This is a genomic window from Caproiciproducens faecalis (genome assembly GCF_019448085.1).
GTDB classification, from domain to species: domain Bacteria; phylum Bacillota; class Clostridia; order Oscillospirales; family Acutalibacteraceae; genus Caproiciproducens; species Caproiciproducens faecalis.
Map to the genome: position 1 here is coordinate 1 of NZ_JAGFNZ010000006.1, position 25,773 is coordinate 25,773.

At 51.2% G+C, this 25,773-nt stretch carries 21 protein-coding genes and 1 rRNA gene; 7 read left to right on the forward strand and 15 right to left on the reverse strand.

The window, feature by feature from the left end:
* Positions 1-1,271: ribosomal RNA gene (locus J5W02_RS13245) — 16S ribosomal RNA — on the reverse strand; the annotation flags it as partial.
* A gap of 427 nt (positions 1,272-1,698) precedes the next feature.
* On the opposite strand from J5W02_RS13245, the gene metA reads away from it, so the two are divergent.
* Positions 1,699-2,622: a homoserine O-acetyltransferase MetA gene (metA, locus tag J5W02_RS13250; RefSeq protein WP_219966187.1), complete on the forward strand. Its 924-nt coding sequence runs from the start codon at positions 1,699-1,701 to the stop codon at positions 2,620-2,622.
* Between the two features lie 44 nt (positions 2,623-2,666).
* On the opposite strand, the gene J5W02_RS13255 is transcribed toward metA, so the two are convergent.
* The 6 genes from J5W02_RS13255 to J5W02_RS13280 all read right to left on the reverse strand — a co-directional run bounded on the left by J5W02_RS13255 (position 2,667) and on the right by J5W02_RS13280 (position 8,886).
* Entirely contained in the window at positions 2,667-3,317 is a 651-nt protein-coding gene (locus J5W02_RS13255) for a sigma-70 family RNA polymerase sigma factor (protein ID WP_219966188.1), read from the reverse strand.
* A 1-nt stretch (position 3,318) separates the two neighbouring features.
* Positions 3,319-3,768, reverse strand: a complete 450-nt coding sequence (gene spoIIAB, locus J5W02_RS13260; protein WP_219966189.1) for an anti-sigma F factor — start codon at positions 3,766-3,768, stop codon at positions 3,319-3,321.
* Complete coding sequence (locus J5W02_RS13265) at positions 3,755-4,087, reverse strand: STAS domain-containing protein (protein WP_219966190.1); 333 nt, start codon at positions 4,085-4,087, stop codon at positions 3,755-3,757. Before J5W02_RS13265 ends, spoIIAB begins: the two co-directional genes overlap by 14 nt.
* Before the next feature lie 146 nt (positions 4,088-4,233).
* Positions 4,234-5,526: a bifunctional folylpolyglutamate synthase/dihydrofolate synthase gene (locus J5W02_RS13270; protein WP_255575766.1), complete on the reverse strand. Its 1,293-nt coding sequence runs from the start codon at positions 5,524-5,526 to the stop codon at positions 4,234-4,236.
* Between the two features lie 57 nt (positions 5,527-5,583).
* Positions 5,584-8,208 carry a valine--tRNA ligase gene (locus tag J5W02_RS13275; RefSeq protein ID WP_219966191.1) on the reverse strand — a complete coding sequence of 875 codons (2,625 nt, stop codon included), beginning with the start codon at positions 8,206-8,208 and terminating at the stop codon, positions 5,584-5,586.
* Between the two features lie 186 nt (positions 8,209-8,394).
* Complete coding sequence (locus J5W02_RS13280; RefSeq protein ID WP_219966192.1) at positions 8,395-8,886, reverse strand: LURP-one-related/scramblase family protein; 492 nt, start codon at positions 8,884-8,886, stop codon at positions 8,395-8,397.
* A gap of 161 nt (positions 8,887-9,047) precedes the next feature.
* Between J5W02_RS13280 and J5W02_RS13285 the strand changes: the two genes are divergently transcribed.
* Complete coding sequence (locus J5W02_RS13285; RefSeq protein ID WP_219966193.1) at positions 9,048-10,154, forward strand: DUF3810 domain-containing protein; 1,107 nt, start codon at positions 9,048-9,050, stop codon at positions 10,152-10,154.
* A 53-nt stretch (positions 10,155-10,207) separates the two neighbouring features.
* Here the strand turns inward: J5W02_RS13285 and J5W02_RS13290 are convergent, their stop codons facing one another.
* The 3 genes from J5W02_RS13290 to J5W02_RS13300 are packed head-to-tail and all read right to left on the reverse strand — an operon-like array spanning position 10,208 to position 13,336.
* The gene (locus J5W02_RS13290; RefSeq protein WP_219966194.1) at positions 10,208-11,908 is read right to left on the reverse strand and encodes a PASTA domain-containing protein; all 1,701 of its coding nucleotides are present in this window, start codon (positions 11,906-11,908) and stop codon (positions 10,208-10,210) included.
* Between the two features lie 48 nt (positions 11,909-11,956).
* A complete protein-coding gene (locus J5W02_RS13295; RefSeq protein WP_219966195.1) occupies positions 11,957-12,697 on the reverse strand; it encodes a YebC/PmpR family DNA-binding transcriptional regulator in 741 nt (246 codons plus the stop codon).
* Positions 12,698-12,736: 39 nt separating this feature from the next.
* Positions 12,737-13,336 (reverse strand): flavodoxin family protein, encoded by a 600-nt coding sequence (locus J5W02_RS13300; protein ID WP_219966196.1) that lies wholly within the window; start codon positions 13,334-13,336, stop codon positions 12,737-12,739.
* A 361-nt stretch (positions 13,337-13,697) separates the two neighbouring features.
* Here J5W02_RS13300 and J5W02_RS13305 point away from each other — a divergent pair, with 361 nt between their 5' ends.
* The 3 genes from J5W02_RS13305 to mscL are packed head-to-tail and all read left to right on the forward strand — an operon-like array spanning position 13,698 to position 18,295.
* Positions 13,698-16,592: an acyl-CoA dehydratase activase-related protein gene (locus J5W02_RS13305; protein ID WP_219966197.1), complete on the forward strand. Its 2,895-nt coding sequence runs from the start codon at positions 13,698-13,700 to the stop codon at positions 16,590-16,592.
* A 9-nt stretch (positions 16,593-16,601) separates the two neighbouring features.
* Complete coding sequence (locus tag J5W02_RS13310; protein WP_219966198.1) at positions 16,602-17,891, forward strand: 2-hydroxyacyl-CoA dehydratase; 1,290 nt, start codon at positions 16,602-16,604, stop codon at positions 17,889-17,891.
* The gene (mscL, locus tag J5W02_RS13315) at positions 17,888-18,295 is read left to right on the forward strand and encodes a large-conductance mechanosensitive channel protein MscL (protein ID WP_219966199.1); all 408 of its coding nucleotides are present in this window, start codon (positions 17,888-17,890) and stop codon (positions 18,293-18,295) included. The genes J5W02_RS13310 and mscL overlap by 4 nt, the downstream gene beginning before the upstream one ends.
* 77 nt (positions 18,296-18,372) lie before the next feature.
* Here mscL and J5W02_RS13320 read toward each other — a convergent pair whose 3' ends face one another.
* Both J5W02_RS13320 and J5W02_RS13325 read right to left on the reverse strand, forming a co-directional pair.
* Complete coding sequence (locus J5W02_RS13320; protein ID WP_219966200.1) at positions 18,373-19,977, reverse strand: MBL fold metallo-hydrolase RNA specificity domain-containing protein; 1,605 nt, start codon at positions 19,975-19,977, stop codon at positions 18,373-18,375.
* A complete protein-coding gene (locus J5W02_RS13325; RefSeq protein WP_219966201.1) occupies positions 19,968-20,756 on the reverse strand; it encodes an exodeoxyribonuclease III in 789 nt (262 codons plus the stop codon). The genes J5W02_RS13320 and J5W02_RS13325 overlap by 10 nt, the downstream gene beginning before the upstream one ends.
* 248 nt (positions 20,757-21,004) lie before the next feature.
* On the opposite strand from J5W02_RS13325, the gene J5W02_RS13330 reads away from it, so the two are divergent.
* A complete protein-coding gene (locus tag J5W02_RS13330) occupies positions 21,005-21,520 on the forward strand; it encodes a peptidylprolyl isomerase (RefSeq protein WP_219966202.1) in 516 nt (171 codons plus the stop codon).
* Positions 21,521-21,547: 27 nt separating this feature from the next.
* Positions 21,548-23,284, forward strand: a complete 1,737-nt coding sequence (locus tag J5W02_RS13335; protein ID WP_219966203.1) for an ABC transporter ATP-binding protein — start codon at positions 21,548-21,550, stop codon at positions 23,282-23,284.
* 52 nt (positions 23,285-23,336) lie between these two features.
* Here the strand turns inward: J5W02_RS13335 and J5W02_RS13340 are convergent, their stop codons facing one another.
* Genes J5W02_RS13340 through J5W02_RS13350 form a run of 3 tightly spaced genes read right to left on the reverse strand, consistent with a single transcriptional unit; the run spans position 23,337 to position 25,719 of the window.
* Positions 23,337-24,659 carry a pyrimidine-nucleoside phosphorylase gene (locus J5W02_RS13340; protein WP_219966204.1) on the reverse strand — a complete coding sequence of 441 codons (1,323 nt, stop codon included), beginning with the start codon at positions 24,657-24,659 and terminating at the stop codon, positions 23,337-23,339.
* Between the two features lie 12 nt (positions 24,660-24,671).
* Complete coding sequence (locus tag J5W02_RS13345; protein WP_219966205.1) at positions 24,672-25,298, reverse strand: HAD family hydrolase; 627 nt, start codon at positions 25,296-25,298, stop codon at positions 24,672-24,674.
* Entirely contained in the window at positions 25,291-25,719 is a 429-nt protein-coding gene (locus J5W02_RS13350; protein WP_219966206.1) for a cytidine deaminase, read from the reverse strand. The genes J5W02_RS13345 and J5W02_RS13350 overlap by 8 nt, the downstream gene beginning before the upstream one ends.
* Between the last annotated feature and the right edge of the window lie 54 nt (positions 25,720-25,773).

Consider the following 25,773-nt stretch of genomic DNA (forward strand, 5'->3'; position numbering starts at 1 on the left):
TGTTAACAGCCATTGTAGTACGTGTGTAGCCCAGGTCATAAAGGGCATGATGATTTGACGTCGTCCCCACCTTCCTCCGTTTTGTCAACGGCAGTCTGATTAGAGTGCTCTTGCGTAGCAACTAATCACAGGGGTTGCGCTCGTTGCGGGACTTAACCCAACATCTCACGACACGAGCTGACGACAACCATGCACCACCTGTCTCAACTTTCCCCGAAGGGCACCTAATGCATCTCTGCTTCGTTAGTTGGATGTCAAGACCTGGTAAGGTTCTTCGCGTTGCTTCGAATTAAACCACATACTCCACTGCTTGTGCGGGCCCCCGTCAATTCCTTTGAGTTTCAACCTTGCGGCCGTACTCCCCAGGTGGATTACTTATTGTGTTAACTCCGGCACGGAAGGGGTCAGACCCCCCACACCTAGTAATCATCGTTTACGGCATGGACTACCAGGGTATCTAATCCTGTTTGCTACCCATGCTTTCGTGCCTCAGCGTCAGTTAAAGCCCAGTAAGCCGCCTTCGCCACTGGTGTTCCTCCCGATCTCTACGCATTTCACCGCTACACCGGGAATTCCGCCTACCTCTACTTCACTCAAGCTCCACAGTTTCAAACGCAGTCTATGGGTTAAGCCCATATATTTCACGCCTGACTTGCAGAGCCGCCTACGCACCCTTTACACCCAGTAAATCCGGACAACGCTTGCTCCCTACGTATTACCGCGGCTGCTGGCACGTAGTTAGCCGGAGCTTCCTCCTTGGCTACCGTCATTTTTTTCGTCACCAAGGACAGAGGTTTACAATCCGAAAACCTTCTTCCCTCACGCGGCGTTGCTGCATCAGAGTTTCCTCCATTGTGCAATATCCCCCACTGCTGCCTCCCGTAGGAGTCTGGGCCGTGTCTCAGTCCCAATGTGGCCGTTCAACCTCTCAGTCCGGCTACCGATCGTCGCCTTGGTGGGCCTTTATCTCACCAACTAGCTAATCGGACGCGAGTCCATCTTTCAGCGGATTGCTCCTTTGATATCATGGTCATGTGACCTCAATATGTCATGCGGTATTAGCGTCCGTTTCCAGACGTTATCCCCCTCTGAAAGGCAGGTTACTCACGCGTTACTCACCCGTCCGCCACTAAATTAAGTTCAACACCCACCACTCGGTCAGGCGTTTCCACCAAACGAAGCGTTCGGTGTTAAACTTAATTCCGTTCGACTTGCATGTGTTAGGCACGCCGCCAGCGTTCGTCCTGAGCCAGGATCAAACTCTCTAAAATATTGTATATAATCGCCCGAAGGCGTTTATATCGTAATACTCAGAGTTTTTGAAGAGCTCTAAATACGATACACTAACGTGTATTCTTTGTTGGCTTTTTTGAAGAGCGCCAACCCTCTTTGTCCGAAAGTACATTTAAACTCTCTATAATTACGGGTTCCTTAATTCTTCTTCGTTGTTTAATTTTCAAGGTCCTGGTCTCCGTCAAACTACACAGGAGAACGCTTTGAAGTTTATCACATTTCGGTGGACTTGTCAAGCATTTTGTTCCCGTTTTTCGACGGCTTCACTATAATACCACTTCCATTATACATTGTCAACGCTTTTTTCACTATTTTATGAAACTTTCAATATTTTGTGGTATATTGCAGGATTTATAGATGTTTGGTATAATAAATCCATGTTTCTAATAACAGGGAGGGCAAAGCATGCCAATTAAAATACAGGAAAATCTTCCGGCGGTGGAAGTGCTGGAGTCTGAAAATATATTTGTGATGACGCAGCAGCGTGCGATTACACAGGACATCCGTCCGCTGAAGATCGTAATCCTTAATCTAATGCCCACCAAAATTGATACGGAAACCCAGCTTCTCAGGCTTCTGGGCAACTCGCCTTTACAGGTGGACGTGGAACTGATGCAGATGGCAACACATGTTTCAAAAAATACATCTTCTTCTCATCTTAACACGTTTTATAAAACTTTTGATGATCTAAAGGATGATAAATTCGACGGAATGATTATCACGGGGGCTCCTGTCGAAAATCTTCCCTTTGAGGAAGTCGATTATTGGGAAGAGCTCTGTAAGATCATGGCCTGGAGCAAACGAAATGTTTATTCGACGCTGCATATCTGCTGGGGCGCACAGGCCGGCCTTTATTATCACTTCGGGGTACCGAAATATCAGCTGCCCGAAAAGCTCTCCGGCGTATTTCTTCACCGTCTGCTCGACTGCCGGCATCCGCTGGTTCGCGGCTTCGATGATAATTTCTTCTCTCCGCATTCCAGAAATACCGAAGTCAGAATAGAGGATATTGAAAAAATCGAGGAACTGATTGTTTTGACCGCTTCCGAAGAGGCGGGCGTTCATATCATTGCCAGAAAAAACGGCAGGCAGTTCTTTGTCACTGGTCATCTGGAGTATGACTGCAACACACTTGCCCACGAATATTTCAGAGATCTGAAAAAAGGAATCCAGCCAAATATTCCGAAACACTATTTCCCGAATGACGACGTTACACGGGAACCGCCCTTTGTATGGCGCAGCCACGCGAACCTCTTGTTCATCAACTGGCTGAACTATTATGTATACCAGCAGACACCGTATGACCTGAAAGATCTTACCGATAACTGAAAAGAGCTCTCCGCTGCAGCGGAGAGCTCTTTTTACACTGAAACTCATGACAATTTTGCGCGCAGCTGGTTAAGAATGACTTTTTCGCGTCGGGAAACCTGTACCTGCGTCATTCCGAGCGCTTCGGCGGTCTGTGTTTGTGTTTGGCTTTTAAAATAACGGAAAACAATGATGCTTCTGTCTTTGGGTGGGAGCTCCGTAACAACCTGCTTCAAGGAAATCAACTCCGCGATTTTGTCGTCGCCGCTTTCCACACTGACGTCAATCTGTCCTCCGCCCTCTTCCGGGGAAGCGGTGAGCGAAAGTGGAAGCTGGGAAGCCCCAATTGCCTGAGCTGCCTCTGCAGGTTCCACATTCAGAAGCTCTGCCAGTTCACCGACTGTCGGCGAACGGCCCTCCCGCTCGCTGAACGCGGCCGATTCCCGTGAGGCGCGCATGGCCAGCTCTTTCAGTCCCCTGCCGACCTTGATTGCGCCGCCGTCACGGAAGAGACGCCTGATTTCCCCCAGAATAACCGGGACGGCATAGGTGGAAAACTTCACGCCGCGCTCGCTGTCAAAGTTGTCCACCGCCTTGACAAGGCCCAGACAACCGGCCTGAAAAAGGTCGTCGTATTCTACCCCGCGTCCTTTAAAATGCTTGACGCAGGCGTGTACAAGACCAATATTGTCATTGATTGTTTGCTCTCTGTCCATATTAATGGTTCTTTTCCGTCCGGCGGCGCTGGATGGTTTTACTCATGGTAACCGATGTTCCTTGTCCCGGTTTGGAGGTCACTCTCAGAACATCCATAAAACTCTCCATGACAGCAAAACCCAAGCCCGCGCGTTCTTCGTCTTCAGAAGTACTGAACAGCGGCTGCATGGCCTGTTCTATATCTTCTATGCCACAGCCCTTGTCGCGGATGCGGATGCTGATTCTGCCGTTCTCGTATAATTTACAGGTTATGTATATGATTCCTATGGTATTGCGGTAGGCGTGGACAATACAGTTGGTAACCGCCTCTGAAACCGCTGTTTTAATATCACTCAGTTCATCAATGGTAGGGTCAAGCTGTGCTGCAAACGACGCGATCGCCGCTCTGCTGAAGGATTCGTTTGCCGAACAGCTCGGGAAGGAAACGGACATTTCATTAATTGGCTTCATGAATCTTCACATCCTTTACAATACTGCATAGCTGGTTCAACCCGGCAAGCGAGACAATTTTTTCAATTTTAGGCTGCAAATTTGCAATCCTGACGCTGCCGCCCCAGATCTGCAACAGCTTGCAGCGTCCCATAATCAGCCCTACGCCGGAACTGTCCATAAACTGAACCCCCGAAAAATCGAGCGTTAACAGCTTCGGTTTTACTTTAGACGCCGCTTCATCAATAGCACCGCGGATTTCCCGTGCGGAATGATGGTCGATTTCACCGCTCAGTACGGCGGTCATTTCGCCCTCCCTGAGTATTAATCTGACACCCATGCGGATCCCTCCATGATATATGTAATCATATTAGTTTTGGCAGATTGAAGATCTTTTATTCAGATTATTGCAATAAAAAAGCCCTTATCTATAAAGATAAAGGCTTTCCTGTAAAATTTTACTCGAAATTTGCGGACAGGCTGTTTTTATTTTGTATGGAGCAGCTCCAGAACGCGCGGCCGGATGTCGCCCGCGAGATACAGCGAACCGCAGATCAACAGCGCGCTGTCCGCATTAAGCAGAGAAAGCGCCTTCGCAAGGGCGGCATCCGCGTTTTCCGTCGGTTCCGCGTTCGCTCCAATGCTCTGAAACTTTTCCGCAAGAGCTTTTGCGTCCAGTGCGCGCGGACTGTTCGGGGCAAGCGTAAACACCCGGGAAAACAGACCCGTAAAATTGCCGACAGCGCCCGAAACATCCTTATCGGCAAGCATACCGGCAATCGCAATGATTTTTTTGTTTCCAAGGTATTTTTTGACCGCACCGGCCAGCGCCGCGGTACCGTCGGGATTGTGCGCGCCGTCGAGCACAATCAGCGGGTCGGCGGACAAAACCTCCATCCTGGCCGGAAAGCTTGCTGAGGAAAACCCTGCCTCGATGCTGTGGTCGGCAATATGGTACCCCATTTTTTTCAGTTCTTCAATAACCGCAAGCGCAGTTACCGCGTTTTTGATCTGGTGCTCTCCGATAAACGGCAGGCTGACCAGAAGCCCGCGGTACTCCAGCCCCGTTCCGCTGATATTCATGGACAGCACTTCCACGCTGTCCGTATCAGCTATAACAAGACGGTTTTTACGTTCTTCCGCTGTACTGCGGATCACCGCAAGCGCCTCCGGATTCTGGCCGGGATAGCAGACGGTCACGCCGTTGTCCTTGATGATCCCGCATTTCTCATAGGCGATTTTTGCAAGTGTATCGCCCAAAATGGCGGTATGGTCAAGGGAAATGGAAGTAATAACGGACACTAACGGTGTGGAGATCACATTTGTGGCGTCCAAACGGCCGCCAAGTCCCACCTCCAGCACGACGACGTCACACTGCTCCTGTGCGAACCACTCCATTGCCAGCGCGGTAATCAACTCAAACTCCGTGATAATTTCCCCGTTTGCGGCCATTTGCTCCACCAGGGGGAATATTTTTTCCACCAGGGCGCTCAGCTCCTCATGGCCGATCATTTCCCCGTTGATCTGCATTCTTTCGCAGAAGTCGGTAACAAAAGGAGAGATAAACAATCCCGTTTTATACTGGGACTTCTTCAATACCGACGCAACCAGCGCACAGGTGGAGCCTTTCCCGTTGGTACCAGCCACATGGATAAATTTCAGCTTGTCCTGCGGATTTCCGAGCAGGGACAGAAGCTTTTGCACCCTATCCAGACCCGGTTTAGAACCGAAACGGAGCAGACTCTCTATTTTTTTAAGTGCTTCCTCATAAGTCATCATTTTACACCTACCATTCTAAAAGATAGAAAAGGCGGACAGATTGTCCGCCTTTCGTCATTATTTTAAAGCTTCAATGCCGGACTGAATCAGTGCAATGTGGTCGCTCAGTTTGGCGGCGTTCTGTCTGACGCCCTCCACAACGTTTGCAGGAGCCTTCGACATAAATTTCTCGTTGGCAAGCTTCTCCTGCGCATTCTGATACTGCTTCTGAGCGGATTCCAGTTCCTTGGTCAGACGCTCGAGTTCGGCCTTTTTGTCCACCAGCTCGGACATGGGGATATACAGCTTCGCGTTGGCCGTGACAATCGTCGCCGCACCCTCCAGCTGAAAGTCCTCGCCGATTTCCACTTCGGTGGCATAGGCCAGCTTCTTCATGATCTCTTTCCCCGCCTCGTACATAGCGGCATCGTTTGTGGCTATATAGAGATGGGTTCTGCGTGAAGGCGGCACGTTCATTTCCGAACGGCGGTTGCGGACGGCGCGCACGGCATCCATGATGCTGCACATATTATCCGCGGCCTGCGGGAAGCTGTGGCTTTCCTCGTACTGCGGCCAGCGGGAGACCATGATGGATTCCCCCTCATGGGGAAGCGTCTGCCAGATTTCCTCCGTGATGTACGGCATAAACGGATGCATCAGTTTCAGCGTTCCGCTCATGACCCACACCAGCACCTGACGCACACCCTGCGCGGTTTCCTGATTGTCGGAATTCAGGCGGATTTTCGCAATTTCAATATACCAGTCGCAGAATTCATCCCACAGAAAATCGTAAAGCTTCTGTACGGCGATGCCGAGCTCGAAATGCTCCAGATTTTCCGTGATTTCCTTTGTCACGCGGTTGAAGGAATCAATAATCCACTGATCTTCCACCGCGAGGTTCGCGGGAAGCTCATTCTTTACGTCATGACCGTCGATATTCATGAGAATAAAGCGGGAGGCGTTCCAGATCTTATTGGCAAAATTCCGGCTGGCCTCCACCTTCTCGTCGGAAAACCGCATGTCATTTCCGGGGCTGTTGCCCGTTGCGAGGGTAAAGCGGAGCGCGTCCGCGCCGAATTTTTCAATAATTTCCAGCGGGTCGATTCCATTGCCCAGCGATTTGCTCATTTTTCTGCCTTTAGCGTCGCGGACAAGGCCGTGAATCAGAACGGTATTGAACGGAACCTCTCCCATCTGCTCAATGCCGGAGAAGATCATGCGCGCCACCCAGAAGAAAATGATGTCGTAACCGGTAACAAGGGTATTGGTCGGATAGAAATATTTCAGATCTTCGGTTTTATCCGGCCAGCCAAGGGTGGAAAACGGCCAGAGTGCGGAGCTGAACCAGGTGTCGAGGGTATCCTCGTCCTGTTTTAGATTTTTGGAGCCGCATTTCGGGCAGGTATGGGGCTCGTCGCGGGAAACAATCATTTCCCCGCAATCCGCGCAGTACCACGCTGGGATACGGTGCCCCCACCAAAGCTGGCGGGAAATACACCAGTCCCTGATATTTTCCATCCAGTGGTCATAAATTTTTTCAAAACGGTCGGGAACAAATTTCACTTTCCCGTCCTTTACTTCCTGAAGAGCGGGCTCTGCCAGCGGCTTCATTTTTACGAACCACTGTTTGGAAACGCGCGGTTCCACCACGGTGCCGCAGCGGTAGCAGGAGCCGACGTTGTGTTTGATCGGTTCGACCTCAACAAGGAATCCCTCTGCCTTGAGGTCCTCCACAATCTGTTTGCGGGCCTCCATCGCTGACATTCCGGCGTATTTTCCGGCGTTTTCATTCATATTGCCGCCGTCATCCATGACATTGATGATCGGCAGATCATGCCGCAGACCGACCTCAAAGTCGTTCGGGTCGTGAGCGGGGGTGATTTTCACCACGCCGGTTCCGAAATCACGCTCGACGTAAGTATCGGCTATGACCGGGATTTCCCGGTTTACCAGCGGGAGAACCAGTGTTTTCCCTACCATGGCCGCGTAGCGTTCATCTTCGGGATGTACCGCCACCGCGGTATCGCCCAGCATGGTCTCCGGGCGGGTCGTAGCCAGTTGAATATAGCCGCTGCCGTCCTTAAAAGGATAGCGCAGATGCCAGAAGAAGCCGTCGTGCTCACTGAACTCCACTTCCGCGTCGGAAATAGAGGTGCGGCAGTGCGGGCACCAGTTGATGATGCGCTCGCCGCGGTAAATCAGCCCTTTTTCGTACAGTCTTACAAAAACCTCTTTGACCGCTTTGGAGCAGCCTTCGTCCAGCGTAAAGCGCTCGCGCTCCCAGTCGCAGGAGGAACCTAATTTTTTCAGCTGCTCAATAATTCTGCCGCCGAATTTTTCCTTCCATTTCCACGCGCGTTCCAGAAAAGCCTCTCGCCCGATCTCTTCTTTGGTAATGCCTTCTTTACGCATTGCCTCAACGATTTTCGCCTCTGTGGCAATGGAAGCGTGGTCGGTACCCGGCAGCCAGAGCGCCGAATACCCCTGCATCCTTCTCCAGCGGATGAGAATGTCCTGCAGCGTTTCGTCCAGTGCATGTCCCATATGGAGCTGACCGGTAATGTTGGGGGGCGGAATCACAATGGTATATGGCTGCTTCTCGGGGTCCGGTTCGGCGTGAAAATAGCCGCCGGAAAGCCAGAAGTCATAAATTCTGTCCTCCACTTCCTGTGGGTCATAAGTTTTTGCAAGTTCCCTGCTCATATATTTTCCTCCTGAATTTTATCCCTTTTTGTTAGCGCCAAGCAATAACGGTGTCAGGTATCAATCGAATTGATGTTTTATAATTACAAATGGAATTACTGTATAAAAGGTCTGTATATTCATTGATAAGGCCACTGTAAAACAACTTGTTTATTATGGCATTCCATGGGTTATTTGTCAATTTTTTCAGCTTGCCGGAATCGCTTTGGGGGAGCCGCCGATGACGGTGCTGTCAAGGATGACGGCAAAGCAGAGACACAGCAAGACATTGGACTGGTTGGCGATGTCTACGGCGAAGCAGTCGCCGTTTTCGTTCCAGCAGCGGCCGTGCGTCATGACCACGGCGGAATCCAAGTCTATCAGATCATAGGAACGGGTCAGCAAATCACCGCGGAATTTCCAGCTGACCCCTTTGATTTTTATGGGCTGCTTTGACGCGGCAAGATTCAGCGTGACGCGCGCGCGTTCCTTGTCGCCGATCGAAATGGAATACTTGCTCATAGCGGAAATTCCAAGGCTGAAGATTCGGGCCGCCTCATTTTGATTGTTGTCTATCAGATAAACCTTGCTGCCGATGGACAACGAATCACCGGTAACGCTGTAGACAGACTGACCAAGAGCATCTATTACGGTAAAAAGAGCTTCCGTACCGGTGCTCTGTTTAATGTAGAACTTCATGCGCCAGTCTCCCTTTCAAAATAAATTATCAATGCTTATCATATCATTTTTACACCGTGTAGGCAACTGCCTTTCCGTATAAATATGGAAAACACAAAGTGCAAATTCCATTGACGTGCGTGTGTGAATATACTACAATAAACGGGATTGGAGGTGCCGCTTTGAAAACGCTGCTGCATTTCAGGCGGATCTGGCTTTTTGCGTTTGCGCCGGCCGCCCTGCTGCTTATTTTTACCGCACAAAACCATCCCGATTTTGCGGAGTGGTATGCCAATACCATTTATTCTGTTTTATCCCGCGGGGGAAACCGCGTTACTTCACTGATCCCGTTTTCCTTAATGGAAGTCCTGATTGTACTGCTCAGTGCGGGCGCTGTTTTTTATATGATTTTCTTTATTGCCAAAATCATACATAACCCCGGGAAACGAAAAAGGATATTTTCTTTATTTGTACTAAACCTGCTTTGCACCGCCAGCGTGCTTTATTTTTTGTTTGCTGTTTCCTGCGGAATCAATTATTACCGCTATCCCTTTGCGCAGACCTGCGGGCTGGACATCCGTCCCTCTTCCAAAGCGGAACTGACGGCACTATGCACCAGCCTTGCCGCAAGGGCAAACGAGCTGCGGGAAGGGGTGAAAACCGACCAGGATTCCGTCATGCGGCTAAGCACGGAAAACACGTTGCTGACAGCGAAAAAGGCTCAGGCGGCGTTCGATTCTATCAGCGTAGATTATCCGCTGCTGCGCGCGGGGTACGGTCAGCCGAAGCCGGTACATTTCTCTCGGGTAATGTCCTACTTAGACATCACGGGGATCTTCTTCCCGTTTACCTTTGAAGCAAATGTCAACGTCGATATCCCGGATTATTCCATCCCGTCAACCATGTGCCACGAGCTCTCCCATTTACGCGGGTATATGCGCGAGGACGAAGCCAACTTCATCGGCTACCTTGTCTGTGAAAAAAGCGGGGACGCGGATTTCCGGTATTCCGGCGTAATGCTCGCCTATATCTACGCGTCAAACGCGCTTTACAGCACGGACCCGGATCTGGCCGGTCAAATTTCCGGTACCCTGAGCGACGGGGTCAGGCGCGATCTTGCCAACAATTCCGCTTACTGGAAACAGTTTGAAGGTCCGGTTGCCACCGCGGCGGATCATGTAAACGATTCCTACCTAAAAGCCAACAAACAGCAAGACGGCGTAAAAAGCTACGGCCGGATGGTCGATCTGCTGCTTGCCGAATACCGCACAAAAAAAGGAGCCGAATGAAAGGCTCCTTTTTTCATCAATATTTCATTCTTGTTCGCAAATCTCCGCCGCATTCAGGGAGCTGAGGAATCCCCTCCGGAAACGCTGCCCGGCGCCGGGCCTTTGCTCACAACAATGACAACCTGAGAGCCGTAGGCCATCTGGCTGCCTTCCTGTACATCCTGATAGCCCACTACCAAACCTTTATCCACATTGGAGTTGTATTCCTCCGTTTTCGTAGGCGTGAACCCGGCTGAGGTAACCGCCTGCGAAGCCTCCGCAAGCGTCTTCCCCGTAATCGGCGGCAAGGTGCGCACGGCGGCGCCTTCGCTGACAACGACGACGATTGCCGTCCCTTTTGCCATTTTGGTACCCGCCGCGGGTGACTGGGAGATAATGGAGCCTTCGGGAATGGTATCGCTGAATTGCTTGCTGGACAAGAGTACCTGATACTCCTGATTGGAAGAGGACTCCCCGGAATTGTTCTGTTCCTGATAAACCTGACCGACCAGATCCGGCGCTTCGATCAGGCTGGGGTCCGTGGACTCCATGGATTCCACGGAATCCATGGTCATTTCGAGGGAATCCGCCGCCGCGGAATCCACCTGGGAAGTTTCAGAGGCAAGCGTCGGCGTCTCATTCCTTCCAGTGTTGGAAATCCAGATGATTCCTACAATTGTGAACACAATCAGCGCTGAAACACAGGTCAGGATCACCCACACAAAATTGGGCACGTTCTTTTTGCCGTCCTCTTCCTCCGGCTCGGGAGCCGCAGTTCTGTGGATTCTCTGGGTATCTTCAATGGTGGCGGTGACGGTCGGCGCGGCGGAAAGCTCCGCGCGGAGCCGCTCAAAGCTGGGAGTGCGCTTATCGGGTGAAACCTGCAGGGCGTTGGCCATTGCCGACACCACATGCGGCGGCAGGCTGCGCATGATGCTGGTCGGAATCAGAAGCCGCATATCGTTGCGCCGTTTCAGGGCGTCCTGCGGGATGGTTCCCGTCAGGGCAAAAAACAGGGACGCGGCAAAGCCATAGACATCGGTCGACTCATTCGGCGTATAGTTCATGACATACTGTTCGATGGCGGCACAGCCCGGAACCAAGTCGGGGGGCAGATCGGTATCCATACGGCGGACGGCGCTGATGCAGAAGCTGCCGAGCTTCATTTTTCCGTCCTGCATGATGTTAAGGGTGTCGGGAGAAATGCCAAGATGCCTGATTCCCGCCGCCTGCATTGCGCTGAGGGCGGACAGAACCGGCATGAAAAGCTGCCGTGCGGCGTTCCAGCTGAGGTTGCCGCCGCTGCGCTCCACAAAATAGCGGAGCGTAATGCTTTCGTTCCACTCGGAAACGGTATAGGCCGTATGATTCTCTTCAAAGATATCGTATATCTGTATGATGGCAGAAAGCTCGCGCATGTGCGCGATTTCTCTGGAATAATTTAGAAAAGCGGCCAGACATTCGTCAAAGATAATCTCACTGCCGCCAATCACACGGATGTCCGTCCCGGCGGCGGGCCTTTCACACAGGGTCTGCGGAAAGAACTCGCGCAGCTCAATCGGTATGTTCAGAACCGTATCATAGCCGATATAGGTGATTCCTTCGCCGTTGCTCTTTTTCGCGCGTCCGACGATATACCGTTTCTGCAGTCTGGTTCTATACGGAAGCGCGTGGCGCATTTGTGGCTCGGCAGAACTGAAACCGCAATTGGAACATTCGGTTTTGCCGTTTGTATCGGACATACAGTTCATACATAGATTGTCAAAGCCAGTCATCTTGCTTCCTCCATGTTTCACAAAATATGGAAAAACTTTCTATTATTGTTAGTCATCCATATCGGGATTATCCCAGTTATGCCAAACATTTTGCACATCGTCGTTGTCCTCAAGGGCGTCGAGCAGCCGCTGCATTTTGGTAACGGATTCTTCGTCAGTCAGCGTGGTGTAGGTGTTTGGAACCATCTCCACCTCTGCGGAAACAAATTCGTAGCCCTTCTGCTCCAGGTCGTCGCGTACGCCGCTGAAATCTTCCGGCTCGGTATAAATTTCAAAAACATCCTCATCCGCCTGAAAATCGGACGCGCCCGCTTCCAGACTGTCCTCCATGACCTTGTCTTCCTCCAGACCCTCTCTTTCAATCACAATCAGGCCTTTTTGAGCAAACATAAAAGAAACACAGCCGCTGGTACCGAGGTTGCCGCCGAATTTGTCAAAGTAATGGCGGACATCACCGGCGGTGCGGTTGCGGTTGTCGGTCAGCGTTTCCACAATCACCGCGATGCCGTTCGGGCCGTATCCTTCGTATGTAATGTTCTCATACTTGGTATCGTCCCCGTCTCCGGCAGCTTTTTTGATAATGCGTTCAATATTGTCATTAGGAACATTGTTGGCTTTCGCCTTGGCAATGCAGTCCTTCAATTTTGAATTGGTGTTGGGGTCCGGGCCACCGCCCTCTTTTACCGCTACGGCAAGCTCACGACCGATTTTTGTAAACACCTTAGCCTTGGCGCCGTCTGTCTTCTCTTTTTTACGTTTAATATTATTCCACTTTGAATGGCCAGACATATTTTTTCCTCCCAAATAATAAGGTTACATTTTATAATATCACAATTCACACGCTATGGCAAGCGCCAGCTCCCGTGCGGAATTACGCGCCGTTTCAAACGTTTCGCTCCCTGCTTCAAAATCCGTTCCCGTCCAAACGGCCGTTCCGGTCAGAGAGGTATTCATAACGGAAAACATCAGCTTCAGCTGACGAGCAATGATTTCCGCCCCCTCGCAGTCCTTGGAACCGCAGGTAATAAGAGCCGCGGCCTGCTTATGCTTTTTCACCGGATTGCGGATACCGAGGGAAAACCGCGCCGCAAAATACCGCTGTGTACGGTCTGCAATCGCCTTGAGCGGCGCGGGCAGACTCAGGTTATAAACCGGCGTGGCAACAACAATGACGTCCGCTTCACGGATCAGCGCGTCAATCCCGTCAAAGTCCGGCTGAGAGCATCTTTCTTCCCCGGCACAGACGTTGCAGGCAATACAGGGCGCTATGTTTCGTTCGTATGCGTTGACGGTTTCAATTCGCATATTTTCTTTCAGCGGGTTCAGGAACTCGTTCAGAAGCTTTGCGGTTGTTCCGCTTTTACTGGGCGAACCGAAAAAGACAAGCACCAGCTTTTTCTGTTCGGAACTCTCTCTTTCAATTTCCATAGACAGGAACCCCTTTCACAAACCGTCGAAGTCCGACGCTGCTCAGTCCCGGCAGCCGCATGACAAGCCCGGATCATGCTAGCATCCATTAGAAGTAGTAAAGTATATTGTATCATCTGACGGAAGGAATAACAATGTTTAGCATTCTATTTTCATAATGATACCATGCAGCGCCGCCGACAGTATGAGCGCCCCTGTCGAATTCCGCGCTGTACATGAGGCAGGTGGAAATTTTCACTGACGGACAGGCTCGACAGGAGCGAAGATTTATAAAGTCTGTCGCTTGACAATGTGGAGTATTTTGGGCTAAAATGTATTATTATCGTTCACGGAATAATATAATCAGAAACGGTGGCATTTTATGAAAATCGGCTTAGATGTCGGTTCCACTACGATCAAATGCGTAGTGCTGGACGACAGCAATCAAATTTTATATCAGTCTTATGAGAGGCATTTTTCCCAGATTACGCAAAAAATGGCGGAGCTTCTCACAAGAATCAATAACGATATCGTCAAAGGCTCGAAGGCCCAGCTTACGGTTTCGGGTTCGGCCGGAATGGGAATTTCGCAGTCCTGCAAGCTGCCGTTTATTCAGGAAGTTTACGCCACGCGCGTCGCGATAGGCAAACTGATTCCCGACGCGGACGTCATTATTGAACTTGGCGGAGAAGACGCAAAAATGCTGTTTTTATCCGGCGGCATGGAAGTCCGCATGAACGGCTCCTGTGCCGGAGGCACCGGTGCTTTTATAGACCAGATGGCAACTCTGCTGAATATCTCTCTGGATGAGATGGATCAGCTTGCCGAACAGTACGAGAAAATATACACGATTGCCTCGCGCTGCGGCGTGTTCGCAAAATCGGACGTTCAGCCCCTGCTGAATCAGGGTGCGCGCAAAAGCGATATTTCCGCGAGCATTTTCGCCGCCGTGGCAAACCAGACAATTGCGGGGCTGGCACAGGGACGCAAAATAGCCGGTAAAGTGATTTACCTGGGGGGACCCCTCACCTTTTTGCCGCAGCTTCGTTCAAGCTTTGACCAGGCGCTGAAAACGCAGGGCATCTGTCCCGAAAATTCACTGTACTATGTGGCAATGGGCGCCGCGCTGAGCTGTGACGCTGAAACAGATCTAAGCACCGCTCTGGAGCGCATTGGCGACTACGGGAAGACTGCGAACTTTCTCTCCATTTCCCCGCTGTTTGAAACGCAGGAGGATTATGACTCCTTTACCCGCCGCCACGCACAGTGCAAGGCCCCGCGGGGCAACGCTCAGGCCTACACAGGGGAAGCGTATCTCGGTATTGACGCGGGTTCCACCACGGTAAAGGCCGTTTTGCTGGGCAGAGACGGCGAGGTGCTGGATTCCATCTACCGCAGCAATTCCGGAAACCCGGTTCCGATCATCCGGGAATACCTGCTCAGCCTTTCCAACCGGTTCCCGAAAATCCAGATTGCCGCTGGCGCCGTCACGGGCTATGGTGAGGAACTGCTGAAAAACGCATTTAACATCGACTTCGGCATTGTGGAAACGGTGGCGCATTTTACGGCGGCCAAATGTTTTCTGCCCAACGTCGATTTTGTCATCGATATCGGCGGGCAGGATATGAAATGCTTTAAAATCCGCGGCGGAGCAATCGACAACATATTCCTCAACGAGGCCTGCTCCTCTGGCTGCGGTTCTTTTTTACAGACCTTTGCCAACACGCTTGGCTATGGAATTGAGGATTTCGCGAAGATGGGCCTGTTTGCGAAACACCCGGTGGATCTGGGTTCACGCTGCACCGTGTTCATGAACTCGCAGGTCAAGCAGGCGCAGAAGGACGGCGCGACCACAGAGGATATTTCCGCCGGTCTTTCCGTCAGCGTGGTGAAAAATGCGATTTACAAGGTGATCCGCGCGGCTTCTGCGGAAGAACTGGGCCGCAGCATAGTGGTACAGGGCGGCACCTTCTTAAATGACGCGGTACTGCGCGTCTTTGAAAACGAACTGGGCGTGAACGTTTCCCGTCCGGACATTTCCGGACTGATGGGCGCTTACGGCGCCGGTATTTACGCCAAAGCCCATTCAAAAGGACAGAGCTCCCTGATCGGCAGAGAGGAGCTGGAAAACTTCCAGCACGACGTTAAGGTCACCTCCTGCGGGATGTGCAACAACCACTGCCGGCTGACCATTAACATTTTCGGCGGCAACCGTCGCTTCATCGGCGGCAACCGCTGTGAAAAGCCGGTGACCAAACGCACGTCGGAAGATGAGCTGAATATGTACGCCTATAAGCTCGGCGAACTGCGCTCCTACCAGCCCGTACCGGGCAAAAGAGGAAAAATCGGAATTCCGATGGGGCTGAACCTGTACGAGCTTCTTCCCTTCTGGCACACCTTCTTTACCCGCCTTGGCTTTGAAGTCACGCTCTCTCCCCTTTCCAGCAGGGAACTGTACATTGAAGGGCAGACCACGATTCCTTCCGACACGGTGTGTTTCCCCGCCAAACTGATGCACGGACATGTGCAGGCTCTCATTGACGGGGGCGTTAAAAATATCTTTTACCCCTGCATGTCCTATAATTTTGACGAGGGGTTGGGCGACAATCACTACAATTGTCCCGTGGTCGCCTATTATCCGGAAGTCATTTCCGCGAATATGAGCATGCCGGAGGGATTCCGCTTTATCCACGATTATGTGGGAATCCACAGGAAACGTGATTTCCCGAAAAAGATGCACGGCATTCTTTCCGAATATTTCAGCGACATTTCCCTTTCTGAGGTAAAAGAAGCGGCAAAAGCCGCGTACCTGGAGTACGACGGCTACCTGACGAAGATACACGAAAAGGGCGATCAGATCATTGCGGAAGCCCAGAAACAGCAGAAACAGATTATCGTCCTGAGCGGAAGACCGTACCACCTTGACCCGGAAATCAACCACGGCATCGACAAGCTGATTGTCAGCCTGGGCGCGGCGGTCATTTCGGAAGACGTGCTGAGCAGCAAGGTCAAACGCTTCCAAACCAAGGTTCTGAACCAATGGACTTACCACGCAAGACTGTACGCGGCCGCCGAATACATTGGCGACAAGCCCGACATGAACCTTGTCCAGCTTGTTTCGTTCGGCTGCGGCGTGGACGCAATCACCACCGACGAGGTGCGCAGCATTCTGGAAGCAAAGGACAAAATTTACACACAGATTAAGATAGACGAAATTACAAATCTCGGCGCGGTAAAAATCAGGCTGCGCAGCCTGTTTGCCGCACTGGAAAAATGAGGTGATTCTTTGGCGGAACTCAAATTCAGTAAGGACGGACGCCTGCTTTTTACAAAGGAAATGAAGAAGGAATATACCATCCTGTGCCCCATGATGGCGCCTATCCATTTTCAGCTGATTGTAAACGTCCTGAACAACTGCGGATACCATATAGAACTTTTAACGAATGACGGCCCGAATGTGGTGCAGGAGGGCTTGAAATATGTACATAACGACACCTGTTATCCCGCTTTGCTGGTCATCGGCCAGTTTATTGACGCGCTGCATTCCGGGAAATACGACCTTGACCGCACCGCGCTGATTATTACCCAGACGGGCGGCGGCTGCCGTGCGTCCAACTATATCCACCTTTTGCGCAAGGCGCTGAAAAAAGCGGGACTGGAGCGGGTTCCGGTCGTTTCCCTCAACATGTCCGGACTGGAAAGCAACCCCGGATTCACCCTGACTTTACCGATGCTTCGCAAATTCATTGCCGCTCTTGTCTACGGCGACGCTCTGATGCTGCTGGACAACCAGACAAAAGCATATGAAGAAATTTCCGGTGAAAGCGGAAGGATGGTCAAAAAGTGGACGGACGCTCTGACGAAGCAATTCAACAACGGACAGGGTTTATCCCTGAAACAGCTGAAGGAAAATCTGCATCAGATCGTTCACGATTTTGCGCAGATTAAAGTGAACCGCACTCCGAAAATTAAGGTCGGCATTGTCGGTGAGATTTATGTGAAGTATTCCGCGCTGGGCAACAACCATCTTGAGGACTTTCTGGCGGAGCAGGACTGTGAGGTCAACGTACCGGGCATCTTGAATTTCGGTCTTTTCAAGGTTGACAACCGTCTGGAGGACATTAAGCTATACGGCGGAAACAAGGCGAAATATGTGGTTGTCAAGGCGTTGATGGATTATCTTTTAAAGATGCAGGAGATTCTGATTCATGCGGTAAAAACAGAGCCCCGGTTTCTGGCGCCGGAGCCCTACGCCCACACCAAAAGCCTTGTGAAAGACGTCATCGGCTACGGCAACAAAATGGGTGAAGGCTGGCTTTTAACGGCGGAAATGCTGGAGCTGGTCGAGCAGGGCTATGAAAATATTGTGTGCACACAGCCGTTCGGCTGCCTGCCGAACCACATCTGCGGCAAGGGGATGATCCACCGGATTAAAGCGGTGGATGAGCGCTCCAACATTGTTCCCATCGACTACGACCCCAGTGCCACTCGCGTTAATCAGGAAAACAGAATCAAGCTGATGCTGGCCGTCGCTAGGGAAAAGCTTACACCGAGACAGACGGAGAAAAATTTATGAGAAAATTAATCACTGAGTTTAAAGAGTTTGCCATGCGCGGAAACGTCATGGATATGGCGGTCGGCGTTGTCATAGGCGCTGCGTTCGGGAAAATCGTGTCCTCGCTGGTTGCCGACATCATTATGCCCGTCCTTTCCTTGATTACCGGCAGAATTAATCTGACCGCGCTGACAATGACCATTCCCGCCGCGCTGGAGGGCGCGAAACCGATTACCATTACCTACGGGAATTTTCTGCAGACGGTACTGGATTTTATCGCGATCGCTTTTTCAATCTTCCTCGTTATAAAGGCGGCGAACCGCCTGAAGCGGAAAAAGGAAGCGGCTGCACCCGCCGCCCCGGAGATCAGCCGGGAAGAGGCTCTGCTGACGGAAATCCGCGACCTGCTGAAAAAAGAAAACTGAAGTAAAAATACTTCATAAAACGTATCCCCAGCCGACAGAAAATATCGGCTGGGGATTATTATTTTACCTTTACTGGACTACCGGTTCCATTTTTCACTCAGCGCGTTGATCTGATCTGCAAATTTGGCAAGATCCTTGTTCGCGCCGCCTTCGTTTCTCTGAATTATCTGCATCAGCCGTTTTCCGGCCTCCATCAGGCGGGCAAACGATGCCGAGAATTTCTTGCCCTTCTCCTCTCTGCGCGGGCTGCGCAGTTCGGGCGCGATACCCTCCTCCACAACGCTGTTTTCCGCCAGATCAAAGGAGGTTTCAAAATTGGGGACAAGGGCATTGTATCCCAGCTGCCGCAGAGTGTCGCCGAACATCTCGCTGACCTGCAGTTCGCCGTGCACCACGAACACGCGTTTCGGCTTTGACTCAAACGCCTGTATCCACTGAATCAGGCCCGAACGGTCGGCGTGTGCGGAAAGAGCCCGGAAATTGTAAATATGCGCCTGTACCGTAATTTCTTCACCAAAGAGCTTTACCTGATCGATCCCGTCGACCAGCATCCTGCCCAGAGTGCCGTTGGCCTGATACCCGACAAATACAACCGAGCATTCCGGGCGCCACAGATTATGCTTGAGGTGATGGCGGATTCTTCCGGCTTCACACATGCCGCTGGAAGAAATGATGACCTTGGGTACGTTATCCATATTCAGCGCCTTGGACTCCTCCACGCTGGCGCAGATGTTCAGGTTGGGAAAATCGATGGGCTTGAATCCGGCCCTGATGACCTTTACGGCGGCATCGTCGGCGTAGCCGTCCAGATTGCCGCTGTAAATTTTGGTCGCTTCCGCCGCAAGCGGGCTGTCCACATAAACCGGGAAATCCGGATTGCTTTTAACAAGGCGGCGCTCTTTCATTTCTCGGATATAATAAAGCAGCTCCTGTGTGCGGCCGACCGCAAAGCTGGGGATCACCACATTCCCCCCGGCGGAAAGGGTTCTGTCGAACACCTCGGCAAGCTTCGGGACATAGTCGTCCATCTTCTCATGGTCCCTGTCGCCGTAAGTGGATTCCATCACGACATAATCCGCTTCCCGGATATACTGCGGATCACGGATAATCGGCTGATTTTTATTGCCGATATCACCGGAAAAAACAATTTTTTTGGTTTTGCCGTGCTCCGTCAGCCACATTTCCACTGCGGCGGAACCGAGAAGATGACCGGCGTCCGTAAAACGGAAGCGTACCCCTTCGCAAAGCTCCACCATTTCCCCATAGGAATACGGAACCAGACGGTTCAGCGTTTCCTGCGCGTCCTCGACGGTGTAAATCGGCTCCTCCGGCTCACGGCCGGCACGTCTGCCCTTCCGATTCTCGTTCATTGCATCTATTTCCTGAATATGGGCGCTGTCGCGCAGCATAACGGAAAGCAGTTTGCAGGTGGCCCCGGTAGCGTACATTTTTCCGTCATAGCCGTTCTTAACCAGAAGCGGCAGCCGCCCGCTGTGGTCAATATGCGCGTGTGTAACAATGACATAATCAATCTGGGACGCATAAAAAGGCAGTTTATGGTTGTCGTCCTCATCCGCACCCTGCTGCAGGCCGCAGTCAATCAGAATTTTTCTTCCGTTCACCAATAAGCAGTGGCAGCTGCCGGTTACCTCTTTATCCGCGCCGTAAAATATCAGTTGCATTCTTTTTCTCCGATCTGTGTATTTTCAGTGGACAGGATAAGCTCTACCGGGCAGTGATCGCTGCCCATTACCTCAGAGTGGATATTGCTGGCCTTTACCTGGTCACGGAGCGAGTCGGACACCAGAAAATAATCGATGCGCCATCCCGCATTTTTCTCCCTGGCCTTAAACATATACGACCACCAGGTGTAGGCGCCTGTCTCCTCCGGATGCAGGTAGCGGAAAGTGTCCGTAAAGCCTGCCGCGAGAAGCTCCGTCATTTTTTCGCGCTCCTCAAAGGAAAAACCGGCGTTGCCGACATTGGTTTTTGGATTTTTCAAATCAATCTCATTGTGCGCCACGTTCATGTCCCCGCACACAATCACCGGCTTTTTTGCGTCAAGCTGTTTCAGGTACGCTCGGAAAGCATCCTCCCACCGCATCCGGTACTCAATGCGCACCAAGTCTCGCTGGGAATTGGGCGTATACACCGTTACAAGGTAAAAATCTTCAAATTCCAGCGTGATGGAACGACCCTCTCCGCTATGCTCCGGATCGCCAATATCATAACCGACCCAAAGGGGTTCCATTCTGGTAAAAACCGCCGTGCCGGAATAGCCTTTCTTTTCCGCGGAATTCCAGTACTGCCGGTAACCCGGTAAAATAATTTCCGCCTGATCGGGCTGCATTTTTGTTTCCTGAAGACAGACGGCGTCGGCGTCCACCGATTGAAAATAGTCCATAAACCCTTTGTTCAGACAGGCACGCAGGCCGTTCACATTCCAAGATATCAGTTTCAATCATTCATCCCCCATTTTCCGTTGTGCCCCGGTTCACCGGAGAAACCAATCATTGATTTGCGGAAATTCTTTTGGTTATTATATCATATTCATACAGAAAATAGTAAATAATTTTCCTTGGAGTTTTATGAAAAAGCATCACAAGGACGAAAGCGCAATACTTCTTCTATCAAAAATATGCCTTGAATGAAGCTCTCATTCCCGCTATAATAGGGATATGACTTTTTACAGAACTATGGAGGAAGATTATGAAAAATCCAATTGTTACCATTCAGACAGGCAGCGGCACGATGAAAGTCGAGCTATATCCGGAAATTGCCCCCAACACCGTAAGGAACTTTATTTCCCTTGTGAAAAAAGGATTTTATGACGGAACCATCTTTCACCGGGTGATTCCTGGATTCATGATTCAGGGCGGCGACCCGGAAGGAACCGGAATGGGCGGCCCCGGTTACAGTATTAAAGGCGAATTCCGTTCCAACCGTTTCCAAAACGACCTGAAGCACACAAAAGGCGTCCTTTCCATGGCGAGATCCATGAGCCCGAACAGCGCCGGGTCCCAGTTCTTTATTATGGTGGACGACGCGCCGCACCTTGACGGGGAATACGCCGCGTTCGGCAAGGTGATTGAAGGGATGGAGGAAGCCGAGCGCATTGTTTCGGTTCGCCGCGACTACAGGGATAAGCCGTATGAAGATGAAATCATGAAGAGCGTGACCGTGGACACGTTTGGAGAGGACTACGACGAACCCGAAAAGCAGTAATTGATTGAGTGATATAGGGAGCAGGTAATGTCCATCTTTAAAAAATTTATAAGATACTATCAACCGTACCGCGGAATGTTTTATTTTGACATGTTCTGCGCGCTGGTTGTGTCTGCGGTTGACGTTGCATTTCCGCAGATTCTGAACTTTCTGACCAAAGGCCTCTTTACGGAGGGCACCCGCACGATTCTGAGAAGCCTGCCGTGGATTGCGGCGGCTCTGCTGGTAATGGAGCTGGTTCGCCTCGGCTGCCAGTATTACATTACCAGCTGGGGCCACGTCATGGGCGCCAGAATGGAAAGCGATATGAGGCAGGATCTTTTCGACCACCTGCAGCGGCTTTCCTTTTCGTATTATGACCGCAACAACACCGGGGAAATGATGAGCAAGCTTGTGTCCGACCTGTTTGACATCAGCGAGCTTGCCCACCACGGGCCGGAAAACATTTTGATTTCTCTTTTGAAAATTTTGGGAAGCTTCGCGCTGATGATGATGATTAATGTGCCGATGACCTTGATCTTGCTGGGTCTGACGCTGATTATGATTGTTTTCAGCATTCATCAGAACCGGAAAATGCGCGCGGTGTTCATGGATAACCGCAAAAAAATTGCGGGAGTCAATTCTCGAGTTCAAGATAGTCTTGCCGGTATCCGCGTGGTGAAAAGCTTTGGCAACGAAGAGCTGGAGCAGGCGAAATTCACGGAAAGCAACCTGAAATTTCTGGATTCCAAAGAGAGCAGCTACCGGATCATGGGAAGCTTCCGCGCAGGCACCTCTTTTTTTGAAGGTCTCCTATTTTTGACCGTACTGGTCAGCGGCGGCCTGTTTATCGCTCGGGGTTCGTTGCACGTTGCCGATCTGGCGGTTTACGCTCTGTACATCAATATTATTATCAATCCGATCGACATTCTCATTGAATTTACCGAGCAGTTCCAGAAGGGCTACTCCGGCTTTAAACGGTTTATTGAGGTAGTGGAAACGCAGCCGGATATTGAAGACCGTCCCGGCGCAGTCGAGCTGAAAAGCGTAAAAGGAGACCTCCAATATCAAAACGTTTCCTTCAGCTATGATTCCGCAAACGACGTGCTGGAAAATATTAATATTTCTATCGAGGCAGGAAAAACCGTGGCGCTGGTCGGGCCTTCCGGCGGCGGAAAAACAACGCTTTGTTCTCTTTTGCCCCGTTTTTACGATGTGACCGGCGGAAGTGTAAAAATCGACGGTACGGATGTGCGGGACATCAAGCTGAAATCACTGCGCAGCGCAATCGGCATCGTCCAGCAGGACGTCTACATGTTCGCGGGCAGCATCAAAGAAAATATTGCCTACGGTAAACCGGACGCGACGGACGAGGAGATTATCACGGCGGCAAGGAATGCCAATATTCATGATTTTATCGCAGGGCTTGACGACGGCTACGACACTTATGTCGGGGAACGCGGCACACGTCTTTCCGGCGGCCAGAAACAGCGTCTGGCAATTGCGCGCGTCTTTCTGAAAAATCCCAGAATTCTGATTCTGGACGAAGCGACCAGCGCACTGGACAATGAAAGCGAGCGCCATATACAAAATTCGCTGGAAGAGCTGTCCAAGGACAGAACCACTATTGTCATTGCCCATCGTCTCAGTACCATCCGCAACGCGGATGAAATCATTGTTATCGGGGACGACGGGATTGAGGAACGCGGCACCCATCAGGAACTGATTGAGAAAAACGGTATTTACTCAAAATACTACAACATGCAGTTTGAGGGTCTGGACTAAAGACAGAACATAGACGAAGGCGGGAAGCGCAATTGCTTCCCGCCTTTTATTTTCAGTATTTTTCCACACCGTCCGCGGTCACTCTGCCGTGAACAATCGGAACAAACTCAGGCTTTTCCGGGTGGATGAAAACCGCGCTCTCAAACAGTTTTTCCGCTTGTTTGCATTTATCCAATGAAGAAGAGTAAAACTCCGCGATCACTTCGCCTCTTTTCACATAATCGCCGATCTTTTTGCGAAGTAGGATACCCGCGCTGAAATCGATGGAATCCTCTTTCTTCTCGCGCCCCGCCCCCAGCTCCACGGAAGCAATGCCGCACTGCTCCGTATTCATGGAGTAAAGAAATCCCTCGCTGAGAGCCGGAACGTCATATTTGACCTTTGCCTGTTCAAATTTCGTACTGTCGTCCAGAACGGAAGTGTCGCCGCCCTGCGCCGCGACCATTTCCTTCAGCTTCGCAAAAGCCTCGCCGTTGTCAATCTGGCGTCTGGCCAGCTTTTTACATTCCTGCATACCTCCCTTACCCGCCAAAAACAGCATATTGGCGGCAAGCTCCAAACAGATTTCCGTCAGATCTTCCGGCCCTTGACCCTTTAAAGTCCGGCAAACCTCCATAATTTCCAGCGAGTTGCCGATTGCGTTTCCGAGCGGGCGGTCCATATCGGTAATCAGCGCGATGGTTTTGCGGCCTACATGCTCGCCGATTGCCACCATTGCCTGTGCAAGGCGGATAGAATCGTCCACGGTTTTCATAAAGGCGCCACTGCCGGTTTTTACATCCAGCAGAATACAGTCGGAGCCGGCCGCAATTTTTTTGCTCATGATGCTGGACGCAATCAGCGGAATGCTCTCAATCGTCGCGGTAACGTCGCGCAGGGCATAGAGTTTTTTGTCCGCCGGGACCAGATTGCCCGACTGACCGATGACGCTGACGCCGACCTTTCGCACAATATCAAAGAATTTTTCACGGTCAATAGAGGTCTGCATCCCCGGAACTGCCTCCATCTTGTCTACCGTACCGCCGGTGTGACCCAATCCGCGCCCGCTCATTTTCGCGACGCGCACCCCAAGGGATGCAACAATCGGGGAAATAATCAGCGTGGTTTTGTCGCCTACTCCTCCGGTGCTGTGCTTATCCACCTTAATTCCGTCTATGGAGGACAAATCCACTGTTTCACCGGAATTGGCCATGCACATGGTCAGGGAAGCCGTTTCCCTGTCCGTCATCCCCTTGAAATAAATGGCCATCAGCAGAGCGGATACCTGATAATCAGGGATTTCCCCCTTGACATAGCCATTGATAAAGAACTGGATTTCTTCATCCGAAAGCGTACCGCCGTCGCGCTTTTTCGCGATGATATCATACATCCTCATTTTCAGTCACCTTCATACGATCATTTTATCCAGCAGGAAGATTCCGTTTTCCTGAAGAGCCGTACGGAGCACGTCCGGATCCCCTTCGTAGCAGTGCCCTTCCATGCCGAGCTTTTGTCCCGCTTCCACATTTGCCGCGCGGTCATCAATAAAATAGCATTCCCGCGGATTCAGTGAAAATTTCTCAAAAAACTTTAAGTATATCTCCTCATCCGGCTTTATGTAATGGACGTCCGCCGAAAAAAAGATGCCGGAAAAATACTGCAGCGCCGTAATTTTCGGTGTAAAGCTGTGAATTCGCTTTCCTGCGTTCGACAGCAGATAGAGCGGATAGCCGTTTTCTTTGAGTTCACGCACCAGCGGCAGAATGTTGTCCATGGTCTGCATATGATCCATCCAGTGAAGCAGCAGTTCTGTCGCGGCAGCGTGCAGCCGCTCCGGCAAAACGGAACAGGCCGGTTCAATCAGGTCTTCTTCCGTAATGGTGCCGCGGTCAATCTCTGTCCAGCGGCTTGTTTCAAACACCGCGGAACGGATCCGGCGAATATCTTCCGGATCTTTTGCGTAGTGGCTGATAAAAAAGTCCGGATTAAAATCCACCAATACCTGGCCCATGTCGAATACAATATTTTTAATCATGCTTTTCCTCCATGTTTTTCCGGCTGAACCCAAGAGGAAGCAAATCCTTTAACGTATAGACATCCCACTGCTCCGGGCCTTTTCCCAGAATGATCTGAAACGTGGCGGGATCACAGAACTCCATCATAACCTGGCGGCAAACGCCGCAGGGCGGGCACGGCTCGCTGACGGGTTCCCCTTTTCTGCCGCCCACAATGGCAATGCACTGAAACTCCGTTTCCCCGTCGCTGACCGCCTTAAAAAAGGCGGTGCGTTCCGCGCAGTTGGTCGGCGTTAACGTCGCATTTTCAATGTTGCAGCCTTTATAGATTTTTCCGCTCTTTGTGAGCAGCGCCGCACCCACTCCAAAACCCGAGTAGGGGATGTAAGCCATCTCTCTGGCGGAAATAGCCGCCGCAACCAGTTCTTTATAATTTTCCATCTTATCACCTGTTTTTCCGGATAAAATTGAGGAACGACTTTACGCCGCTCCTCA

Bases quoted from the DNA above. Each gene is read 5' to 3' on its own strand.
- J5W02_RS13275 (WP_219966191.1), bottom strand. From the start codon at position 8,208: ATGAGCAGGGAACTTGCAAAAACTTATGACCCACAGGAAGTGGAGGAC.
- J5W02_RS13265 (WP_219966190.1), bottom strand. From the start codon at position 4,087: ATGGGTGTCAGATTAATACTCAGGGAGGGCGAAATGACCGCCGTACTG.
- J5W02_RS13350 (WP_219966206.1), bottom strand. From the start codon at position 25,719: ATGGAAAATTATAAAGAACTGGTTGCGGCGGCTATTTCCGCCAGAGAG.
- mscL (WP_219966199.1), top strand. From the start codon at position 17,888: ATGAGAAAATTAATCACTGAGTTTAAAGAGTTTGCCATGCGCGGAAAC.
- J5W02_RS13270 (WP_255575766.1), bottom strand. From the start codon at position 5,526: ATGATGACTTATGAGGAAGCACTTAAAAAAATAGAGAGTCTGCTCCGT.
- J5W02_RS13320 (WP_219966200.1), bottom strand. From the start codon at position 19,977: ATGCAACTGATATTTTACGGCGCGGATAAAGAGGTAACCGGCAGCTGC.
- metA (WP_219966187.1), top strand. From the start codon at position 1,699: ATGCCAATTAAAATACAGGAAAATCTTCCGGCGGTGGAAGTGCTGGAG.
- J5W02_RS13305 (WP_219966197.1), top strand. From the start codon at position 13,698: ATGAAAATCGGCTTAGATGTCGGTTCCACTACGATCAAATGCGTAGTG.
- J5W02_RS13340 (WP_219966204.1), bottom strand. From the start codon at position 24,659: ATGAGGATGTATGATATCATCGCGAAAAAGCGCGACGGCGGTACGCTT.
- J5W02_RS13290 (WP_219966194.1), bottom strand. From the start codon at position 11,908: ATGACTGGCTTTGACAATCTATGTATGAACTGTATGTCCGATACAAAC.
- J5W02_RS13255 (WP_219966188.1), bottom strand. From the start codon at position 3,317: ATGGACAGAGAGCAAACAATCAATGACAATATTGGTCTTGTACACGCC.
- J5W02_RS13280 (WP_219966192.1), bottom strand. From the start codon at position 8,886: ATGAAGTTCTACATTAAACAGAGCACCGGTACGGAAGCTCTTTTTACC.
- J5W02_RS13330 (WP_219966202.1), top strand. From the start codon at position 21,005: ATGAAAAATCCAATTGTTACCATTCAGACAGGCAGCGGCACGATGAAA.
- J5W02_RS13295 (WP_219966195.1), bottom strand. From the start codon at position 12,697: ATGTCTGGCCATTCAAAGTGGAATAATATTAAACGTAAAAAAGAGAAG.
- J5W02_RS13300 (WP_219966196.1), bottom strand. From the start codon at position 13,336: ATGGAAATTGAAAGAGAGAGTTCCGAACAGAAAAAGCTGGTGCTTGTC.
- J5W02_RS13335 (WP_219966203.1), top strand. From the start codon at position 21,548: ATGTCCATCTTTAAAAAATTTATAAGATACTATCAACCGTACCGCGGA.
- J5W02_RS13345 (WP_219966205.1), bottom strand. From the start codon at position 25,298: ATGATTAAAAATATTGTATTCGACATGGGCCAGGTATTGGTGGATTTT.
- spoIIAB (WP_219966189.1), bottom strand. From the start codon at position 3,768: ATGAAGCCAATTAATGAAATGTCCGTTTCCTTCCCGAGCTGTTCGGCA.